This window comes from Streptomyces griseicoloratus, from assembly GCF_014534645.1.
In the GTDB taxonomy this organism is placed as follows: domain Bacteria; phylum Actinomycetota; class Actinomycetes; order Streptomycetales; family Streptomycetaceae; genus Streptomyces; species Streptomyces griseicoloratus.
This window is the reverse complement of sequence record NZ_JACVQF010000190.1, coordinates 30,073-48,703: the sequence shown is the minus strand read 5'-3', so window position 1 is coordinate 48,703 and position 18,631 is coordinate 30,073. Positions and strand designations below refer to the sequence as shown.

Annotated in this window: 16 protein-coding genes and 1 tRNA gene; 8 read left to right on the top strand and 9 right to left on the bottom strand. The window is 72.9% G+C overall.

Going from position 1 to position 18,631, the window contains the following annotated elements; all coding sequences use genetic code 11:
• The first annotated feature begins 158 nt into the window (after nt 1–158).
• Nucleotides 159–755 (top strand): histidine phosphatase family protein, encoded by a 597-nt coding sequence (locus H0H10_RS16270; protein ID WP_188181681.1) that lies wholly within the window; start codon nt 159–161, stop codon nt 753–755.
• A 257-nt stretch (nt 756–1,012) separates the two neighbouring features.
• Here the strand turns inward: H0H10_RS16270 and H0H10_RS16265 are convergent, their stop codons facing one another.
• Nucleotides 1,013–2,497 (bottom strand): NsdA family TPR-like regulatory protein, encoded by a 1,485-nt coding sequence (locus H0H10_RS16265; RefSeq protein WP_188181680.1) that lies wholly within the window; start codon nt 2,495–2,497, stop codon nt 1,013–1,015.
• A 280-nt stretch (nt 2,498–2,777) separates the two neighbouring features.
• Here H0H10_RS16265 and H0H10_RS16260 point away from each other — a divergent pair, with 280 nt between their 5' ends.
• Entirely contained in the window at nt 2,778–3,167 is a 390-nt protein-coding gene (locus tag H0H10_RS16260) for a hypothetical protein (protein WP_309141814.1), read from the top strand.
• 61 nt (nt 3,168–3,228) lie between these two features.
• Nucleotides 3,229–4,098, top strand: coding sequence for a spermidine synthase (locus tag H0H10_RS16255; protein ID WP_188181679.1), 870 nt, complete (start codon nt 3,229–3,231; stop codon nt 4,096–4,098).
• A 43-nt stretch (nt 4,099–4,141) separates the two neighbouring features.
• On the opposite strand, the gene H0H10_RS16250 is transcribed toward H0H10_RS16255, so the two are convergent.
• A complete protein-coding gene (locus tag H0H10_RS16250; RefSeq protein WP_188181678.1) occupies nt 4,142–4,684 on the bottom strand; it encodes a hypothetical protein in 543 nt (180 codons plus the stop codon).
• 109 nt (nt 4,685–4,793) lie between these two features.
• Between H0H10_RS16250 and H0H10_RS16245 the strand changes: the two genes are divergently transcribed.
• The 3 genes from H0H10_RS16245 (at nt 4,794) to H0H10_RS16235 (ending at nt 8,508) form a co-directional block, all read left to right on the top strand.
• The gene (locus tag H0H10_RS16245; protein WP_188181677.1) at nt 4,794–5,510 is read left to right on the top strand and encodes a response regulator transcription factor; all 717 of its coding nucleotides are present in this window, start codon (nt 4,794–4,796) and stop codon (nt 5,508–5,510) included.
• The gene (locus tag H0H10_RS16240) at nt 5,507–6,916 is read left to right on the top strand and encodes a sensor histidine kinase (protein ID WP_188181676.1); all 1,410 of its coding nucleotides are present in this window, start codon (nt 5,507–5,509) and stop codon (nt 6,914–6,916) included. Before H0H10_RS16245 ends, H0H10_RS16240 begins: the two co-directional genes overlap by 4 nt.
• 122 nt (nt 6,917–7,038) lie before the next feature.
• Nucleotides 7,039–8,508 carry a glycoside hydrolase family 18 protein gene (locus tag H0H10_RS16235; RefSeq protein ID WP_188181675.1) on the top strand — a complete coding sequence of 490 codons (1,470 nt, stop codon included), beginning with the start codon at nt 7,039–7,041 and terminating at the stop codon, nt 8,506–8,508.
• A gap of 88 nt (nt 8,509–8,596) precedes the next feature.
• Here the strand turns inward: H0H10_RS16235 and H0H10_RS16230 are convergent, their stop codons facing one another.
• The 4 genes from H0H10_RS16230 to H0H10_RS16215 form a co-directional block, all read right to left on the bottom strand.
• Complete coding sequence (locus H0H10_RS16230; protein ID WP_188181674.1) at nt 8,597–10,027, bottom strand: GH1 family beta-glucosidase; 1,431 nt, start codon at nt 10,025–10,027, stop codon at nt 8,597–8,599.
• 107 nt (nt 10,028–10,134) lie between these two features.
• Nucleotides 10,135–11,043 carry a carbohydrate ABC transporter permease gene (locus tag H0H10_RS16225; protein WP_188181673.1) on the bottom strand — a complete coding sequence of 303 codons (909 nt, stop codon included), beginning with the start codon at nt 11,041–11,043 and terminating at the stop codon, nt 10,135–10,137.
• 12 nt (nt 11,044–11,055) lie between these two features.
• On the bottom strand, nt 11,056–12,069 hold the full coding sequence (locus tag H0H10_RS16220) for a carbohydrate ABC transporter permease (RefSeq protein WP_188181828.1): 1,014 nt from the start codon (nt 12,067–12,069) through the stop codon (nt 11,056–11,058).
• Between the two features lie 5 nt (nt 12,070–12,074).
• On the bottom strand, nt 12,075–13,400 hold the full coding sequence (locus H0H10_RS16215) for an ABC transporter substrate-binding protein (RefSeq protein WP_188181672.1): 1,326 nt from the start codon (nt 13,398–13,400) through the stop codon (nt 12,075–12,077).
• Nucleotides 13,401–13,760: 360 nt separating this feature from the next.
• Here H0H10_RS16215 and H0H10_RS16210 point away from each other — a divergent pair, with 360 nt between their 5' ends.
• Nucleotides 13,761–14,816, top strand: coding sequence for a LacI family DNA-binding transcriptional regulator (locus tag H0H10_RS16210; RefSeq protein WP_188181671.1), 1,056 nt, complete (start codon nt 13,761–13,763; stop codon nt 14,814–14,816).
• An 87-nt stretch (nt 14,817–14,903) separates the two neighbouring features.
• On the opposite strand, the gene H0H10_RS16205 is transcribed toward H0H10_RS16210, so the two are convergent.
• The 3 genes from H0H10_RS16205 to H0H10_RS16195 form a co-directional block, all read right to left on the bottom strand.
• Nucleotides 14,904–14,976 (bottom strand) — tRNA-His (locus H0H10_RS16205).
• A 145-nt stretch (nt 14,977–15,121) separates the two neighbouring features.
• Nucleotides 15,122–15,724 carry an oligoribonuclease gene (gene orn / locus H0H10_RS16200; RefSeq protein ID WP_188181670.1) on the bottom strand — a complete coding sequence of 201 codons (603 nt, stop codon included), beginning with the start codon at nt 15,722–15,724 and terminating at the stop codon, nt 15,122–15,124.
• 113 nt (nt 15,725–15,837) lie between these two features.
• Entirely contained in the window at nt 15,838–17,040 is a 1,203-nt protein-coding gene (locus H0H10_RS16195; protein ID WP_188181669.1) for a helix-turn-helix domain-containing protein, read from the bottom strand.
• Between the two features lie 1,045 nt (nt 17,041–18,085).
• Here H0H10_RS16195 and H0H10_RS16190 point away from each other — a divergent pair.
• The gene (locus H0H10_RS16190) at nt 18,086–18,613 is read left to right on the top strand and encodes a universal stress protein (RefSeq protein ID WP_188181668.1); all 528 of its coding nucleotides are present in this window, start codon (nt 18,086–18,088) and stop codon (nt 18,611–18,613) included.
• Nucleotides 18,614–18,631: the final 18 nt, after the last annotated feature.

Genomic DNA, 18,631 nt, shown 5'->3' with positions numbered 1-18,631 from the left:
CCGTCGGGCCGGGCGTGTCACTCTACGGCTTGCTCACGCGCTCCCTGGAGCGCCCCCGGCCCTGATAGACGCCGGGATCGCCCCGCGGGTTGCCCCTGCGCGGCGTGCGCGATGATGAAGGGGTTCCGCCTGACATTCCTCCCGGAAAGGCCCCTTCCATGGCACCGCGCATCCTGCTGGCCCGGCACGGACAGACCGAGTGGTCGCTGTCCGGCAGACACACCGGCAGGACCGACGTGCCGCTCCTGGAGGAGGGCCGCCGGGGCGCCAAGCTGCTCGGCGAGCGCCTGCACCGGGCGCCGTGGGACGGCCTGTCCGGCGTCGAGGTGCGCACCAGCCCGCTCTCCCGCGCGCGGGAGACCTGCGAACTCGCGGGCTTCGGCGAGCGTGCCGGCACCTGGGACACGCTGATGGAGTGGGACTACGGGGACTACGAGGGCCTGAAGCCGGCCGAGATCCAGGCCGTCCGGCCCGGCTGGCTGATCTGGCGGGACGGGGTGCCCGGGGGCGAGAGCGTGGCGGACGTCACCGCGCGCGCCGACGAGGTCGTGGCGTGGGCGCGCGAGGCGGACCGCGACGTGCTGGTCTTCGCGCACGGGCACATCCTGCGGTCGATCGGTGCGCGGTGGCTGGGGCTGCCGCTGGACTTCGCGGCGCGGATACGGCTGAACCCGACGTCGCTGTCGGTCCTGGGGTGGGCCTACGGGGAACCGGCGATCGAGAGCTGGAACGACCTGGGGCACCTGGCGGGCTGACGTCCGCGGCGGCGGCTCTGGCCGGCGCGCGGCCCGGCGTAGCGGGTGGCCGTGCGTCGGTGCGGGCCGGGGGTGGGCACGCCGCCCGGCGTTGCGGGTGGCCGTACTGTCGTGCGGGCCGGGGGGCGGTGCGCGGCCCGGCGTTGCGGGGTGCCGCTGCGCCCACCCGTGCCGCCCCAGCGGCACGACTGCCCGCAGCGGCGCAGGCGCGACTGCCGACGGCTGCGCAGGCGTGACTGCCGGCCGCGGCAGGTGTGTCACGTCGGTCGTGGGAGTGATGCGTGGCGTTCCAGGAACGTCGATACCCCTGACGCCCGTCGGTGTGGCAGCAGTACCCGGGCCGTGCCCGCGAGCATCGTGTGGATCCGGGACGACTGGACCTCGTCCAGCAGGTCCAGGACCCGCATTCCCGCCGCCGCCGCCTCGTCGGGGCGGCCGCCGCGGGCCAGGTCGTCCGCCAGTTCGGCGGAGTACAGGGCGATGTTCCGGGTGAAGTGGGGGTCCTGCAGTTCGGCCGCCCGCCGTGCGTGCCGTGCCGCCCGCGGCCAGTCGCCCAGCGTCGACCAGCACTGCGCCTCCAGCGCCTCCAGCTCGGCCTCCCCGTAGAAGCTCATCCACTCCGGGTCGGCGTCCGAGGGGCCCCGTTCGAAAAGGGTCTGCGCCCGGGTCAGCGCCTGCTCGCAGCCGACGCGGTCGGCGAGCCCGGCCCAGCCGCCCGCCTCGCGCAGGGCGAGCAGGGAGGCCAGACGCGACGAGCCCAGGGGGCGGGCGGCACGCTGTGCGGCCTGGGCCGCCCGGACCGCCTCGCGGGGCCGGCCGGCGTCGCGGGCGAGGAACGCGGTGTTGCAGAAGGCGTGCGCCTCCAGGCCCGGGTCCCCGGTCATCCGGGCGGTGGCGAGGGCCTCGGCGTAGTGGGAGCGGGCGTCGTCGAACCGCCCGGAGTCGTGGGCCAGCCAGCCCACGGAGATCGCCAGTTCACCGGCGCCCGAATAGAGCCGGTCCGCCGTCGCCTGCCGGGTCGCACCGGCGTCCAGCAGCGCGTACGCGGCGCGCAGCGGGGCCGCCGCACGCCGGTAGAGGCCGTCGGCGCCGTGCCGGTCGTCGAGCAGCCGGATCCGGCGGACGGCTTCCTCGAGGGCGCCCGCGTCGCTCGTCCCGGCGCGCCGCACGGGGCGCTGAGCCGCCGCGGCGTCGAGGGCGAGCCCCAGGGGGCCCAGCGAGACGGCGGCCACCGTGGCGCCGCCGGTCATGAATGCGCGACGCAGCACGTCGCTCTCCTCGTGGTTGTGGTGCGTGTCGTACGGGTGGTGCGGGTCCTGTGGGTCGAACGTGTCGTGCGTGTCGTGCCTGTCGTGCGTGTCATACGGCTCGCCCGGCCCCTCCGTCTCACCGCCGGTGGGCGGCGGCCCGCCGGGATGTGCCGCGAGCCCTTCCCCGGCGGCACGCGTCCGCCGTCCGCGTACGGACGAACGGGGCGCGAACCCGAGGTCGGTGAGCGTGCGGCCGGGGAACATGTGCAGGAACACCCGTTCGTACGCGTAGTTGGGGCAGCGGATCTCACCCGCCTCGACCCGGCCGACGTAACGCGCATCACAGCTGACCTGCTCACCGATCTCGCGGGCGGCCCGGCGGACCGCGGCCGCGAACTCGGCGGGCGAGCGCCGGCCGCGCAACTGCCGGAAGGCGAGGTTCGGCTGCTGTGGCCGGTCGGGCTGGGCGGAGGTCACCGTTGACGACGCCATGGCCGGGTCCTCTCGTGCGAACCGTCGAACCATGCCGGAGCCGGGGCGAGTTGTACGGATCCGTTCCGTTCGTCGCCCTGTTTCCGGCGGGCAAGAACGTACCTGCTGTGACGGTCCCGCCACGCGGTGTTTGGCTACAAACCGGATATCTCATCCACGATCTGCCATGAAGTGCCATCCTTTGCGGCGCACTTGTGCCGTAGCCGTTGACGGTCCGACGCGTTGAACCCGATGGACCGGGAGGCCCCCGACTCCCGACCGCTCGTCCAAGGAGGGTTCCGTGGTGGAGGCCGGGATGGAGATCAGCCGGATCAGCGAGCCGTGCAGCGCCTGTGACGTCGTCACCGTGCCGACCCGGCAGGGGCTGGAGGCCGTCGACATCCTCAGACGGGGGGCCGGCGAGGCGGTGGGCCCGGTACTCCACGACGACGGCTGCGACACCCTGGGCTTCCTGGTGCCGCCGGGGACGGCCGCCGCGTGGGACGTGCCGGGGAGCACGTGCACCGGGACCGACGGCCGGGGGCTGGACCTGAACCCCGAACCCCCGGTGGAGGGCTCGGACTGGCTGCTGCCGCCGGGGGAGGCGGACCCTGCGACCGACCCGGTCGTGCTGCGGGCCGCGCTGGGCGAGGCCGCCCGGCTGATCGAGGCGGCGGACAACTGCCGCTGAGCGCCGGCGCCCGGTCACCGGCCCGGGAGCACGACCCGGTGGGGCGGCCGATAATGGGCGGATGGGAAAGTCCAGGAGTGCCCGGCGCGGTCGCGCGGTCGTGGAAGCCGTCGTCGAGCAGGTCGACGGCGGGCTCGCCGAGCTGATCCCCGACCGGGACCGGGCGCGGGCCTGGACGCTGCTCATCGACGGCGCCCCGCAGTCGCACGTCGACCTCGACGACCCCGCGTACCTGTCCTTCGAGTACCAGCGCCGCCTCGGGCACGTCATCGACCTGGTCGCCCCGCCCGGCAAACCCGTCCACGCCGTGCACCTGGGCGGCGGCGCCCTCACCCTCGCCCGCTACGTCGCCGCCACCCGCCCCCGCTCCACCCAGCAGGTCGTCGAGCGGGACGCCGGCCTCGTCCAACTGGTCCGGCGGGAGCTGCCGCTGGACCCCGGCGCCCGGATCCGGGTGCGCTCCGTGGACGCCCGCGCAGGGCTGGCCAAGGTGCCCGACGGCTGGGCGCACCTGGTCATCGCGGACGTGTTCAGCGGAGCCCGCACCCCGGCGCACCTGACGTCCACCGAGTTCCTCGACGAGGTCCGCCGCGCCCTCGTGCCCGGCGGGGTCTTCGCGGCGAACCTCGCCGACGGCCCGCCACTGGCCCATCTGCGCGGCCAGATAGCCACCGCCGCACACCGCTTCCCCGAACTCGCCCTCATCGCCGACCCGGCCGTGCTGCGCGGCAGGCGCTTCGGCAACGCGATCCTCGCCGCCTCCGACCACCCGCTGCCGGTCGCAGAACTCACCCGCCGTGCCGCCTCCGACCCGCACCCCGGCCGCGTGGAGCACGGCAGGGCGCTGACCGACTTCACCGGAGGAGCCCTCCCCGTGACGGACGCCGCGGCGGTGGCGTCCCCGGCGCCGCCCCCGTCCGTGTTCACCTGAGCCGGGAGCCTGGCGTTCACGCGAGCCGGGAGCCCGGCAGGGCTCAGTAGCTGCCGATCTCCACCCTCGGCGGGCCGTCGTGCCAGGTGCAGAAGACCGACACCCGGTCCGCGCCCGAGGTGAACTCCACCCGGATCCACGTCTCCGTCTTCCACACCTGCATCGACCAGCCCGTGCCCGGTGTCGCCGACACCAGGGACGCGGACGAGGTGCCCAGATCGAACACCGCCCGCCCGCCGTCGGTGTCGTAGCTCCTGACCCGGCCGGAGCCGGTGGGGGAGGAACCGGGCGCGGCCGGGGCGGTGGCCGTGGCCGGGGCCGTCCGCGACGGGGTGGGGCTCGGCTGCGCGCGGGGCGTCCGGCCGGGCGTCGGCGACGCACTCGCCGACGGCGACGGCCGCCTCGTCGACGACGACGCCGGCGGCTCCGACTCCCGTGCGGTCACGTCGGCCGCCGTGATGGGCAGGGCGCGGGGCGGGTCGTACGCCGTTCCCGCCATCACCGTGTGCACACCCCACCACGACAGCGTGACCGCCGCGCCGGTGGCGAGCAGCCAGGCCAGTACGTGTACGAGTCCTCTGCGCATCGCGGCCATACTGCCTCACGCGCCCCACGGGTGTCGCCCGGACGGAGCAGCGCCGGAGTTGTCCACAGGCCCGCACCCGGCGTCGCCCGCATGGCGTACGGTGCGGCGCATGGCAAGTGTGCTCGTGGTCGAGGACGACCAGTTCGTACGCTCGGCGCTCATCCGCCATCTGACCGACGCCGCGCACCTCGTGCGCAGCGTCGGCACGGCACTGGAGGCGCTGCGCGAGGTCGCCCATTTCCGTTTCGACGTGGTCGTCCTCGACCTCGGGCTGCCCGACCTCGACGGCTCCGAGGCCCTGAAGATGCTGCGCGGCATCACCGACGTACCGGTGATCATCGCCACGGCCCGGGACGACGAGGCGGAGATCGTCCGCCTGCTGAACGCCGGGGCGGACGACTACCTCACCAAGCCGTTCTCGGTCGAGCACCTGTCGGCGCGGATGTCGGCCGTACTGCGCCGCGCCCGGTCCGGCGACGGCCAGGCCCCGCCGTCGAGCGTCCTGCGGGTCGGCGGCCTGACCGTCGACCCCCTGCGCCGCCAGGCCGAACTGGACGGCGTGCGGCTGGACCTGACCCGGCGCGAGTTCGACCTGCTCGCCTTCCTGGCCCGGCGGCCCGGGGTCGTCGTCCCCCGCCGGGAACTGCTCGCCGAGGTCTGGCAGCAGTCCTACGGCGACGACCAGACCATCGACGTCCACCTGTCGTGGCTGCGGCGGAAACTGGGCGAGACCGCGGCCCGCCCCCGCTATCTGCACACCCTGCGCGGGGTCGGCGTGAAGCTGGAGCCGCCCGCGGAGTCCGCCGGAGCGGAGCCGCCGCGATGAGGTGGGCGCTGGTCAAGGTGTCGCTGGCGGTCACCGCGATGGTCGTGGTCGCCTTCGCGGTCCCGCTCGGGCTGGTCATCCGGGAGATGGCCCGCGACCGCGCCTTCGCGGGCGCCGAACGGGAGGCCGCCGCCGTGGCCCCGGCGCTGTCCATCACCACCGACCGCGAGCAGCTGGAGCGGGTCGTCGCCTCCGCCGGCTCGGACGCCGGGATGGCCGTGCACCTGCCGGCGTCCGGCGGGCAGACCGCGGGCGCCGACATCGGCAGGCAGCGCGCCACCGACGAGGACATCGCCGCCGTACGCCGGATGGGGCGGGCCTCCACCGCGGAGGTGCCGGGCGGCTCGACGCTGCTCCAGCCGGTCGCGATCGGCTCCGGCGAGATCGCCGTCGTCGAGGTGTACGTCCCCGAGTCCGAGGTCACCAACGGCGTCGGCACGGCCTGGGCGGTGCTCGCCGGGGTCGGCGCCGCGCTGATCGTCGGCTCGGTCGCGGTCGCCGACCGGCTGGGCGTACGGATGGTGCGGCCCGCCCAGCGCCTGGTCGAGGGCGCGCACGAACTGGGGGAGGGCAAGCTGGGCGCCCGGGTCCCCGAGGAGGGGCCGACCGAACTGCGCCTGGCGGCCGTCGCGTTCAACTCCATGGCCGACCAGGTCGTGCAACTCCTCGCCAACGAGCGGGAGCTGGCCGCCGACCTCTCCCACCGCCTCCGTACGCCGCTGACCGTGCTGCGGCTCAACGCCGCCTCGCTCGGCGACGGGCCGGCCGCCGACCAGACCCGGGCCGCGGTCGAGCAGCTGGAGCGCGAGGTGGACACCATCATCCGGACCGCCCGGGACGCCAAGCCGCAGACGGCCGCGGCCGGGCCCGGCGCCGGGTGCGACGCCGCCGAGGTGGTCCGCGAGCGGATGGCGTTCTGGTCCGCGCTCGCCGAGGACGAGGGCCGCAAGTGGCGGGTGGCCGGCGCCGACCGGCCGGTGCGGATACCCGTGGCCCGCGCCGACCTGGCCGCGGCCCTCGACGCCCTCCTCGGCAACGTCTTCCGGCACACCCCGGAGGGGACGGCCTTCGCCGTCGACGTGCACAACGGCGAGGACGCGGTGATCGTGCTCGTCTCGGACGCCGGCCCCGGCATACCCGACCCGGAAGCGGCGATGGCGCGCGGCCGGGGCTCGGGCAGCGACGGGTCGACGGGGCTCGGCCTGGACATCGTGCGCCGGCTCGCGGAGTCGACCGGCGGCGACGTGCGGATCGGCTCCTCCGTGCTGGGCGGGACCGAGGTGCGGATCTGGCTCCAGCTCGACGGCCGGGCCGCCCCCGTGCGGCGCGGCCACCGCGGGGCCGTGCGCCGCCGCCGTCAACCCCGGCTGGTCCCCACCTTTAACCGGTCCCGATCCCTCCCTTAAGCGCGCCCTAAGATCACCGACTGCCGCCCGGATCAGGCACTTCGCCCGATTCCTCATCGCTAGCGTGCTGCCGCGTCCCACCCCCTCGGGTCCCCCCAGTGAGCAGCGAAGGCAGGCACGTGATGAGTACGCACCGGCGCAGGGTCAGTGGCAGGAACAAGGCGATCGGCGGTCTCGTCGCCGCGGCCGTGGCCGGCGGCGGCGCGCTGCTGTTCACCGGGACCGCCCAGGCCGCCGGAGTCGGGGCGGCCTACACGCGGACCAGCGAATGGTCGACGGGCTACACCGCGCAGTACGTCGTCACGAACAACAGCGGGCAGGCGAAGAAGGACTGGACGCTGGAGTTCGACCTGCCCGCGGGAACCCGGCTCGGCTCGCTGTGGAACGCCGAGTCCGGCGTCAGCGGGCAGCACGTCACCGTGACGCCGCCGAAGTGGGACGCCGACGGACTGGCGCCCGGCGAGTCCGTCACCGTCGGCTTCGTCGTCGACGGCACCGCGAACCCCACCGGCTGCCTCATCGACGACGCCGAGTGCTCGGCGGACGACGGCGCCGTCCCCGAGCCCAGCGGCCGCCCGACGCAGTCCCCGGCCCCCACACCCACGGCCTCGACACCGGCCACGCCGGCCCCGACCGCCACGGCCACCACCCCGGCACCCACCGCCACACCGTCACAGACCCCCGGCGGCGGCACCGCGGCCGGCGCCGGCTTCGCCCCCTACGTCGACACCTCCCTCTACCCGGCCTTCGACCTGGTGGGAAATGCCGAGGCCACCGGCGTGAAGAACTACAACCTCGCGTTCGTCACCGACGGCGGCGGCTGCACCCCGAAGTGGGGCGGCGTCACCGACCTCGCGAGCGACGCCGTGGCCGGCCAGATAGGCGCCCTGCGCGCCGAGGGAGGGGACGTCCGCGTCTCCTTCGGCGGGGCGGCCGGCTCGGAGCTGGCGGCGACGTGCTCCTCGGCGGACGCGCTGGCGGCGGCGTACGGCAAGGTCGTGGACGCCTACGGCCTCACCAAGGTCGACTTCGACGTGGAGGGCGGCGCACTGCCCGACAGGGCCGCCAACACCCGCCGCGCCCAGGCCATCGCACAGCTGCAGAAGCAGCACCCCGGCCTGGACGTCTCCTTCACGCTCCCGGTGATGCCCGAGGGCCTGACCCAGGCCGGCGTCGACCTCCTCGCCGACGCCAAGGCCGCCGGCGTGCGGATCGGCACCGTCAACATCATGGCGATGGACTACGGCCCCGCGTACAGCGGTGACATGGGCACCTACGCCGAACAGGCCGCCACCGCCACCCAGGCCCAGATCAAGGGCGTCCTCGGGCTCTCCGACGGCGCGGCCTGGAAGACGGTCGCCGTCACCCCGATGATCGGCGTCAACGACGTCGTGTCGGAGATCTTCACGGTCGACGACGCCGCCCAGATGGTGAAGTTCGCCGAGGCCAAGGGGCTGGGCTGGCTGTCGATGTGGTCCGCCACCCGCGACGGGCAGTGCCCCGACGGCGCCAAGCCGCAGGCCGACGCCACCTGCAGCTCCATCCTCCAGGAGAAGTCCGCCTTCACGAAGACGTTCGCCGCCTACAACTAGCCCCACCAGCCCCTCACTCGTAACGCCCGGGGCGCGGCACCCCCCGTCGGATGCCGCGCCCCGTCCCCGTCCCCCTCGCAGTGGCGTTCTACTCGACCGGGGGCAGCGTCCCCGTGCGGGCCGCGCGGGCGTACCAGTGGGCGCTCGACTTCGGGGTGCGCTCCTGGGTGGCGTAGTCGACGTAGACCGCGCCGAAGCGCTTCTCGTAGCCGTAGGCCCACTCGAAGTTGTCCATCAGGGACCACAGGTAGTAGCCCCGCACGTCCGCGCCGTCGGCGATGGCCCGGCGGACCGCCGAGAGGTGGCCGTGCAGATAGGCGACGCGCTCGGGGTCGTGGACGCGGCCGTCGGCGTCGGGCTTGTCGTCGTAGGCGGCGCCGTTCTCGCTGATGTAGATCGGCAGGCCGGGAGCCTCCCGCGTGTAGCGCATGATGAGCTCGTGCAGACCGGTCGGGTCGACGCTCCAGCCCATCTCCGTGCGCTCGCCGGGCGGCTGATGGAACGCCACGTCGTCCGCCGCCGGCCACGGCGAGTGGTCGCTCGCCCCGTGCCCGTCGGCACGCGGGCCCTCCGCGTCCGGGTCGGCCGCCGACACCACGGTGGGCGTGTAGTAGTTGAGGCAGAGCGCGTCCAGCGGCTGGTGGATCGTCGCCAGGTCGCCGTCCTGGACGTGGCTCCAGTCGGTGACCGACGCCGTCGCCTCGAACAGGGTCTCCGGGTACACGCCGTGCAGGATCGGGCCGTGGAAGACGCCGCCGGACAGGTCGTCGATCTTCCGGGCGGCCACCAGGTCGGCCGGGCGCTGCGACAGCGGCCGCACGACGGAGGTGTTGAGGCTGAGCGCCACCGAGTTGCGGGCCGGCATCACCGACCGCAGGGCCACCGTGCCGAGGCCGTGCGCCAGGTTGAGGTGGTGCGCGGCGCGCAGCGAGGCCGCCGGGTCGGTACGCCCGGGAGCGTGCACCCCGGAGGCGTAGCCCAGGAAGGCGCTGCACCACGGCTCGTTGAGGGTGATCCACTGCTCCACGCGGTCGCCGAGTGCCTCGCCGACGATCTGCGCGTACTCGGCGAACCGGTACGCCGTGTCCCGCTCGGGCCAGCCGCCCGCGTCCTCCAGCTCCTGCGGCAGGTCCCAGTGGTAGAGGGTGAGGGCCGGCTTGATCCCGGCGGCCAGCAGCTCGTCGACCAGACGCCGGTAGAAGTCCAGACCGCGCTGGACCGCGGGGCCGCGGCCGGTCGGCTGCACCCGGGACCAGGAGACGGAGAAGCGGTAGGCGTTCAGACCCAGCTCCGCCATCATCGCCACGTCGTCGCGGTAGCGGTGGTAGTGGTCGACCGCGACGTCACCGGTGTCGCCGCCGGCCGTCTTCCCCGGCGTGTGGCTGAAGGTGTCCCAGATCGAGGGGGTACGGCCGTCCTCCCGCACCGCGCCCTCGATCTGGTACGCCGAGGTCGCGGCGCCCCAGAGGAAGGCGGGGGGGAAGGTCACCGGGGTCACCGGCGTTGCGGACTCAGGCATGGAAGCGCTCCCATAAGGGGTCGTTGCTGGTCGTGGAAGACCGACGAGTAGAGATGTTGGGGGGAAGGCGGGGCCGGGGCGGCGATGGCCCGGCCCCTGGGACGATGTCAGCCCTTGACGGCACCCTGCATGATGCCGCCCACGATCTGCTTGCCGAAGATCGCGAAGACGATCAGCAACGGCAGCGTGCCGAGCAGTGCGCCCGCCATGATCAGGGACTGGTCGGGGGTGAAGCCGCGGCCCAGGCCCGCCACCGCGACCTGCACGGTCGGGTTGCCGTTCTGCGTCAGCACCAGGAACGGCCACAGGAAGTCGTTCCAGGTCTGCACGAACATCAGCATGCCGAGCACGGCCATCGCGGGCCGCGCGGCCGGGAACACCACGTGCCACACCACGCGCCAGCTGCTCGCGCCGTCGACGCGGGCGGCCTCGATGATCTCGTCCGGCAGCGCCTGGAGCAGGTACTGCCGCATGAAGAACACACCGAACGCGCTCACCAGCGACGGGAGGATCACCGCCTGGAGCTGGTCGGCCCAGTCCAGCTTGGCGACCATCATGTACAGCGGGATGACGCTCAGCTGCGGCGGCACCATCATCGTGCCGACCACGATCAGCATCAGCGCGTTGCGCCCCTTGAACCGCAGCTTGGCGAAGGCGAACCCGGCGATCGTCGACAGGAAGACGATGGTGAGCGCCGAGACACCGGCCACGATGGTGGTGTTGAGGAACGCCTCGCCCAGGTTGGCGTCCTCCCAGGCGACCTCCAGCTTGTCGAAGAGGTTGCCGCCGAACCACAGCGGCGGCGGCGACTGGGCGAGGCGCTGGTTGTCGCGGGAGGCGGCGATGGCCGTCCACACCAGCGGGAACAGCGAGCCGAGGGTGAACAGGGCGAGGATGATGTACGCGATCGGCCCGGCGTGCAGCTGCCCGCCGGCGCGGGCCGACTTCGGGCGCCGCACCCGCCGGGGCGGCTCGGGCACCGGATCGGCCGGGGGTTTCGTCAGGGTCGTCGTCACGGCCGGTTCTCCTTAACTACTGGCGCGCAGCCGGCGCGAGATGACGGAGTTGACGATCCCGATCACGATGAGGATCAGGAACATCGCCCAGGCGATCGCGGAGGCGCGGCCCAGGTGCTGGTTGACCCAGCCCTGCTCGTACAGGTACAGGCCGAGCGTCTGGAACTGGTGCTGGGAGCCGCCGGAGGCGCCCTTGTTGGCGTCGAACAGCAGCGGCTCGCCGAACAGCTGCGAGGCGCCGATCGTCGACACGACGACGGTGAACAGGATCGTCGGACGCAACGAGGGCAGGGTGACGTGGATGAACTGCTGCCAGCGGTTGGCGCCGTCCAGCGCCGCCGACTCGTACAGGTCGTGCGGGATCGCCTGCATCGCGGCCAGGTAGATCAGCGCGTTGTAGCCGGTCCAGCGCCAGATCACGATCGAGGAGACGGCGATCTGCGAGGCCCAGTGCTCGTTCTGCCAGTCGATGTTGTCGACGCCGACGAGGCCCAGCACCCAGTTGATCATGCCGTAGTCGCGGCCGAAGAGCAGCACGAAGACCAGGGAGGCGGCGGCGATCGACGTCGCGTACGGGGCCAGCATGACGACCCGGAAGAAGGTGGAGCCGCGCAGCTTGTAGTTGAGGATGTGCGCCAGGCCCATCGCCATCAGCAGCTGGGGCACCGTGGAGATGATGCCGATGGTCAGCGTGTTCTTCGCGGCGTTCCAGAAGAAGTCGTCGTCGAAGATCCGGGTGTAGTTGTCGAGGCCCGCCCATTCCATGTCGGTGGGCGCGGTCAGCTCCACCGTGTGCAGCGAGGCCCAGCCGGTGTAGATCAGCGGGAACAGGCCGAACGCGATGAAGAGCAGGAAGAACGGCGAGACGAACGCGTACGGGCTCCAGCGCATGTCCCGCTGCCAGCGACGGGAGAGCCGGTCCCGCTTCCTCGCCGCCTCGGGGGACCCCGCGTCGGCCGGGAGGCGGCCCGGGGCCGCGCCCCCCTCCTTGGCGGGGGGCGCGGCGGTGTCGTGCCGGGGTGACATTCCGGTCACTTCTCCAGGTTGTTGTCGATGGTCTTCACGGCGTTGTCCCAGGCCTCCTCGGGCGACTTGCCCTGGGTGACGAGGATGACGCCGTTGTCGGTCAGACCCTGCTGGATGATCTGGTCCTTCGGGCCGATGACCTGGCTCGGGATGGTCTCGGCGGCCTTGGCGAAGATCTCGCCGATCGGCGTGTCACCGGTCATCTCGTTCTTCGCGCCCGTCACCAGCGGCAGCTTGTACGCGCCCGGCGCGCTCGGGAAGTTGCCCTGCACGGAGAACAGCTTGGCCTGCTGCTCCGGCGCGGTCAGCCAGGTGACCAGCTTCTGCGCCTCCTCCACGTTCTTGCCGTTCTTGGGCACGCCGAGGAAGGTGCCGCCCCAGTTGCCGGCCTTGGGCGCCGCGGCCACGTCCCACTTGCCGGCGGCGTCCGGCTGGGACTTGCCCTTGATGGTGCCGAGCATCCACGGCGGGCACGCGACGGTGGCGAACTTGCTGTTGGCGATGGTCGTGTCCCAGGCCGGCTGGAACTGCGTCTGCGACTGGACGAGTCCCTCCTCGGCCGCCTCGGCGGTCAGGTCGAAGGCGGCCTTGACGGCGGGGTTGGTCTTGTAGATGACCTCGCCGGAGGAGTCGTAGAACTTCTCCTCCTCACTGCTGAGGATCGCGTTGATCAGACCGCCGGGGGAGTCCATGAAGAAGGTGTCCTTGCCGGCCTTCTCCTTGTACTTCTTGCCGGTCTCGATGAACTTGTTCCAGTCGCCCGCCCACAGCTTGCCGACCTCCTCGCGGTCGGTCGGCAGGCCGGCCTTCTCGAAGAGGTCCTTGCGGTAGCAGATGGCCATCGGGCCGATGTCGGTGCCGAGCCCGACCGTCACGCCGTCCTTGGTGGTGGCCTGCTGCCACTTCCAGTCCAGCCAGCCGCTCGGCTTGACGCCCGAGACCTTCGCCATGTCCACGAACTTGTCGGACTGGGTCTGGACGACCTCGGCGATGTTGGCGATCTCGATCGCCTGGATGTCCTGGAGGCCGCTGCCCGTGGTGAGGTGGTTGACCAGAGCGGGGTAGTAGTTCTCGTTCCGCTCGGTGACGTTCTCCTCGATGTTGATGTCGGGGTTCAGCTTCTCGTACTCGTCGTAGAGGCCGGCCTCCTTGAAGCCCATGGTGCCGAACAGGCCCAGGGTGATCGTGGTCTTGCCCTTGCTGTCGCCCGACGACGAGCCCGACTCGTCGTCGCCGTCGTCGGCACAGCCGGCCAGCAGCCCGGCGCCCAGCGACGCGACGGCCGCGAGGGCCATCGCCCTGCGGACGGTTCCTGTGCGTGCTGCTCGCATTGCGTCCTCCTGTTGCCCTGACGTGCCGACCCCCCGGCCAACTGCATGCTTGGGCCCGTTGCATGTGTTCGTTCGTCGCTGCGGCTCGGGCGGGGAACGTGCGGGATGTGTATGTGCCAGGTAGTGTGGGAGCGCTCCCACAAGTGATGAGTTGAAGAGTCGTCGGTCCGGGCGGGGGTGTCAAGGGAGCGGACGTGACGAAGTGCGTTCAGTTATCGGCCTGTTAACTGGACGCCGCGAACGTTACGAAGATCGACCGTCGCGCACCGGCGGCGGCCCGGGCCGGGTCATCAAACCCGACCGGCCTGTTAAATTCCAGGCCAGCCGCAGAGTGCGGGGTGTCGACGGGAGGCGGAGCCGATGGCAGGCCACGGAGCGCGTGGGCGGAGCGGTGGCCGGCCCACCCTCGAAGAGGTGGCGGCACGCGCGGGCGTCGGCCGCGGCACGGTCTCCCGGGTGATCAACGGCTCGCCCCGGGTGAGCGACGCGACCCGGGCGGCCGTCGAGGCGGCGGTCGCGGAACTCGGGTACGTCCCCAACACCGCCGCCCGCGCGCTGGCCGCCAACCGGACCGACGCGATCGCCCTGGTGGTGCCGGAGCCGGAGACCCGGTTCTTCGCGGAACCGTACTTCTCGGACATGCTGAAGGGCGTCGGCGCCGAGCTGTCCGACACCGAGATGCAGCTGCTGCTGATCTTCGCGGGCAGCGACCGGGAGCGGCAGCGGCTCGCTCAGTACCTGGCCGCCCACCGGGTGGACGGCGTCCTGCTGGTCTCGGTGCACGCCGACGACCCGCTGCCCGACCTGCTGGCCCAGCTGGAGATCCCCGCGGTGATCAGCGGCCCGCGCTCGGCCACGGAGACGCTGGCCTCGGTCGACTCCGACAACTACGGCGGCGCCCGCTCGGCCGTCGAGCACCTGCTCGCCCGCGGCCGCGGCCGCATCGCCCACATCACCGGCCGCCTCGACGTCTACGGCGCCCAGCGGCGTGTCGACGGCTACCGCGACGCCCTGCGCGACGCGGGACTGCCCGCGGACGACCGCCTGATCGAGGCCGGCGACTTCACCGAGGAGGGGGGCCGCCGGGCGATGGACGAGCTGCTGCGCCGCTGCCCCGACGTGGACGCGGTCTTCGCCGCCTCGGACGTGACCGCGGCGGGCGCCCGGCAGGCCCTGCGCGAGAGCGGCCGCCGCATCCCGGAGGACGTGGCCCTGGTCGGCTACGACGACTCGGCCATCGCCCGCCACATGGAACCGCCGCTGACCAGCGTCCGCCAGCCCATCGAGGAGATGGGCCGCGCGATGATCGACCTGCTGCTGACGGAGATCGCCGACCGCCGCCCGGCGGCGTCCCGCGGCCTGGAGCGGCACCAGGTGGTGCTGGCGACGGAACTGGTGGAACGCGCCTCGTCGTGACCGGCCCGGCCGCGCGCCGCCGGGCCGGTGCCCGGAACGCGAGTCAGCCGGTGACCTTCTCACGAAGGTCACCGGCTGACTCATCAGGGTGAGTGACGGGACTTGAACCCGCGACTTCCTGGACCACAACCAGGTGCTCTACCAGCTGAGCTACACCCACCACGACCGGTGCTCGGAAACCCTTGGTGGGTTTCCCCGACCGGCCGAGAAAAAGTGTACAGGGTCCGAAGGGGTGCTCGCGCACGCCTTTCGCGGCGCCCCTCCCCGAGGGCACCCGGGTGGCCCCCGGACCGCCCCCGTCCTCCCTACTCAGCAGGCACGACGTGCTTGGCGGCGATGGCCTTGGCGGTGTCGGAGTCGGGGCCCGGCTGGGGGACGAAGACCGCCTCCCGGTAGTAGCGCAGCTCGGCGATGGACTCGCGGATGTCGGCGAGCGCGCGGTGGTTGCCGTTCTTCTCGGGACTGTTGAAGTACGCCCGCGGGTACCAGCGGCGGGCCAGCTCCTTGATCGAGGAGACGTCCACGATCCGGTAGTGGAGGTAGTCCTCCAGCGTCGGCATGTCCCGCAGCAGGAAGCCGCGGTCGGTACCGACCGAGTTGCCGCACAGCGGGGCCTTGCCGGGCTCCTTCACGTACTCCCTCACATACGCCAGGACCTGGGCCTCGGCGTCCGCCAGCGTCGTGCCGCCGTCGAGCTCCGCGAGCAGTCCGGAGGCGGTGTGCATCTGCCGCACCACGTCCGGCATGGTCTCCAGCGCCCGCTCCGGCGGGCGGATGACGACGTCCACGCCTTCGCCGAGCACGTTCAGCTCGGAGTCGGTGACGAGGGCGGCCACCTCGATGAGCGCGTCGTCCGACAGCGAGAGGCCGGTCATCTCGCAGTCGATCCACACCATGCGATCGTTCATGCGAACACCCTACGGCGCCCGTGTGGGGGGTGAGCCGGCGCGTGCGTGACCTTGTTCACCGGGTTGCGGGCGGACGCCGGACGGGCCGATGCGCCCGTCCGGCGTCCGAGGGGTCAGGACGCGCTGCGCGGCCCCGGCAGGCCGGCCGCCGCCGGCAGCGGGGGCGCCGTGCGGCGGGTCTGGAAGGGCACCGAGCCGTCCGGTGCGAGCGCCGCCGGCTGCTGCCCGGCCTCCGCCGCGGCCGCGGCACGGGAGACTCCGGCGCCGCCGCCCTCGCCGTCCGCCGGCCTGTCGCCCTGCGGCCGGCGCGCCCGGTACGCGGCCCGGTAGGCGGCCGGGGACGAGCCGAGCTGGCGGCGGAAGTGCCCGCGCAGCGCCACCGGCGAGCGGAAGCCGCAGCGGCCCGCGACCTCGTCCACCGAGTAGTCGGACGTCTCCAGCAGACGCTGCGCCTGGAGCACCCGCTGGGTGATCAGCCACTGCAGCGGCGCGCTGCCGGTCAGCGAGCGGAAGCGGCGGTCGAAGGTGCGCCGGCTCATGTACGCCCGTGCCGCCAGCGTCTCGACGTCGAACTGCTCGTGCAGGTGCTCCAGCGCCCAGGCGACGACCTCGGCGAGCGGGTCGGCGCCGATCTCCTCCGGTAAAGACCGGTCGAGGTAGCGCTCCTGGCCGCCCGACCGGCGCGGGGGGACCACCAGGCGGCGGGCCAGCGCCCCGGCCGCCTCGTTGCCGTGGTCCGTGCGCACGATGTGCAGGCACAGGTCGATGCCGGCCGCCGTCCCCGCAGAGGTGAGCACGTCACCGTCGTCCACGAACAGTTCGCGCGGGTCGACGTGGACCGACGGGTAGCGCTTGGCCAGCGTCGGCGCGTACATCCAGTGCGTGGTGGCGGGGCGGCCGTCGAGCAGGCCCGCCGCCGCCAGCACGAAGGCGCCGGTGCACAGTCCCACGATGCGGGCGCCCTCCTCGTGCGCCCGGCGCAGGGCGTCGAGCGCGTCCTGGGGCGGTGGTGAGGTGATCGACCGCCAGGCGGGCACCACGACGGTGCCGGCCCGGGAGATCGCCTCCAGGCCCTGTGGCGCGGTGAGTTCCAGGCCTCCCGTGGTCCGCAGCGGGCCTTCCTCGCCGGCGCACACCAGGAGTCGGTAGCGCGGCACTCCGGCGTCCTGGCGGTCGATCCCGAACACCGACAGCGGGATGGAACTCTCGAAGATGGGGCCGCCGCTGAACAGCAGCACCGCGACGATCTCCTTGCGGCGTCGCCCGGAGAGCTTCCGGGCCGCGGCTTCCGGCGCGGCAGTGGAGTCGTGGCTCATCCTGCTAAGCCCCCCTCGGTGGTCGCGGCTCCTCGGTTGTGTCGCTCCTGCACGTTTCCCCTCGGTCCTGCACGAGTCCCCCGCCGTAGACGGTCAAGATCGAATCTACTGTGTCCTGTCGCGCCGGGATGGCCGGTTCGGCACTTGGGACATTGTCGACATGGCAACTTGGCGTGAAGCATTCGATCACGAAGCGTTGCACTCCGGGGCGTCGCAGGGAAGTGCGCCTTGTGGCGGTGGCCAATCCCCGTAGGGTGCGCGGGGCCGCGGAGACCCTTTCCGTGCAGGTGGAACGGGGGTTGGGGGGTGGTTCGGGCAGGTGATGCACCATGAGCAGAAGTTGGCTGAAAAGAAGCGGGCGCGTGCGCGGAAACCGGTCAGCCGACCGGTGTATTTTCCCCGGTCCGCCGCGCGCCCCCACACGCCCCCGGCCCGACCCGTGGGCCGCGTCCGGGCCGGTCCGCGCCGCCCCCGGTGGGCGGGTGGGCCGCGACGCGCTCGGACCGGCGCGGCAGCGCGACGCAGACGCCGGTGACGGCGGCGAGGCCGAGGGCCGTGCCGGCGGCCCGGGCCGGGGGGATGCCGTACCGGAGGAGCACGGCCGGGACGGGGAGGCAGCCGAACGCCGCCCGGCGGACCGGCTCGGTGCCGCCGTCCCGCGGCCGGGGGGCGGCTTCGCGAACCCCCGGCGGTGGCTCGGCGGTGTGGTGCGGTCCGGACATGCGTGCTCCCTGGGGCGTGGTTCACGTGGATCAACGGCGGGGGCGAGCCGTCGGTCACGTCCGGTCGCGACGGGTTCACGGGCGGTGCGGCGCACGGACAGTTGAATCCCGTGCAAACCGCCTGTACAACGCAGCAACCATTGCGTTACGGGCGCCCCCTCGTGCATGCTCCGGTGAACCGCGGCGCAGCGTTCGCGGGATCTGGGCGAAGGAGGCGTGCCGCCGTACCCTTGGGGGTATGGGGTTGGGAAGATGATTCCCGGACACAGCTCCGCCGCACACGGACGTCCCTCCCATAAAAGGATCTGAACGCCGAGACAGCCATGGCCGGTCACGAATTCTTCGAACCCGCGGACCGCAAGCGGCCCGTCGCCGAACCGACGGCGGCCGAGCCCCTGGCGGCGGAAGAGCCACGTCCGTCGTGCGACCCCGCCTTCAAGCACGGCGTCGTCGTCGGCTTCGACGGCTCCACGTCCAGCGAGCGAGCCCTCGCGTACGCCATCGGCATGGCGCGGCGACTGGGGTCGGGCCTGGTCATCGTGCACGTGGCCAACCGGCTGCCGACCACGGTGTGGGCGGGCTGCGAGCCGCCGGTCTTCGTCGACGTGCCGGACCACCGCACCGAGGTGCTGGGGCTGGAGCTGGCGTGTGCGGACTACCTCGCCGAGGTGCCCTGGATCCTGGTCGAGCGCGGCGGTGACATCTGTCACGAACTCGAAGAGGTGGGACGGGAGTACGAGGCGGACGCCATCGTCGTCGGCTCCAGTCACGGACTCGTGGGCCGGATCTTCGGCTCCGTCGCCGGGCGGCTCGCCAAGCGGGCGCAGCGGCCCGTGGTGGTCATTCCCTAGCCGGCGGCTCCCCGGCGG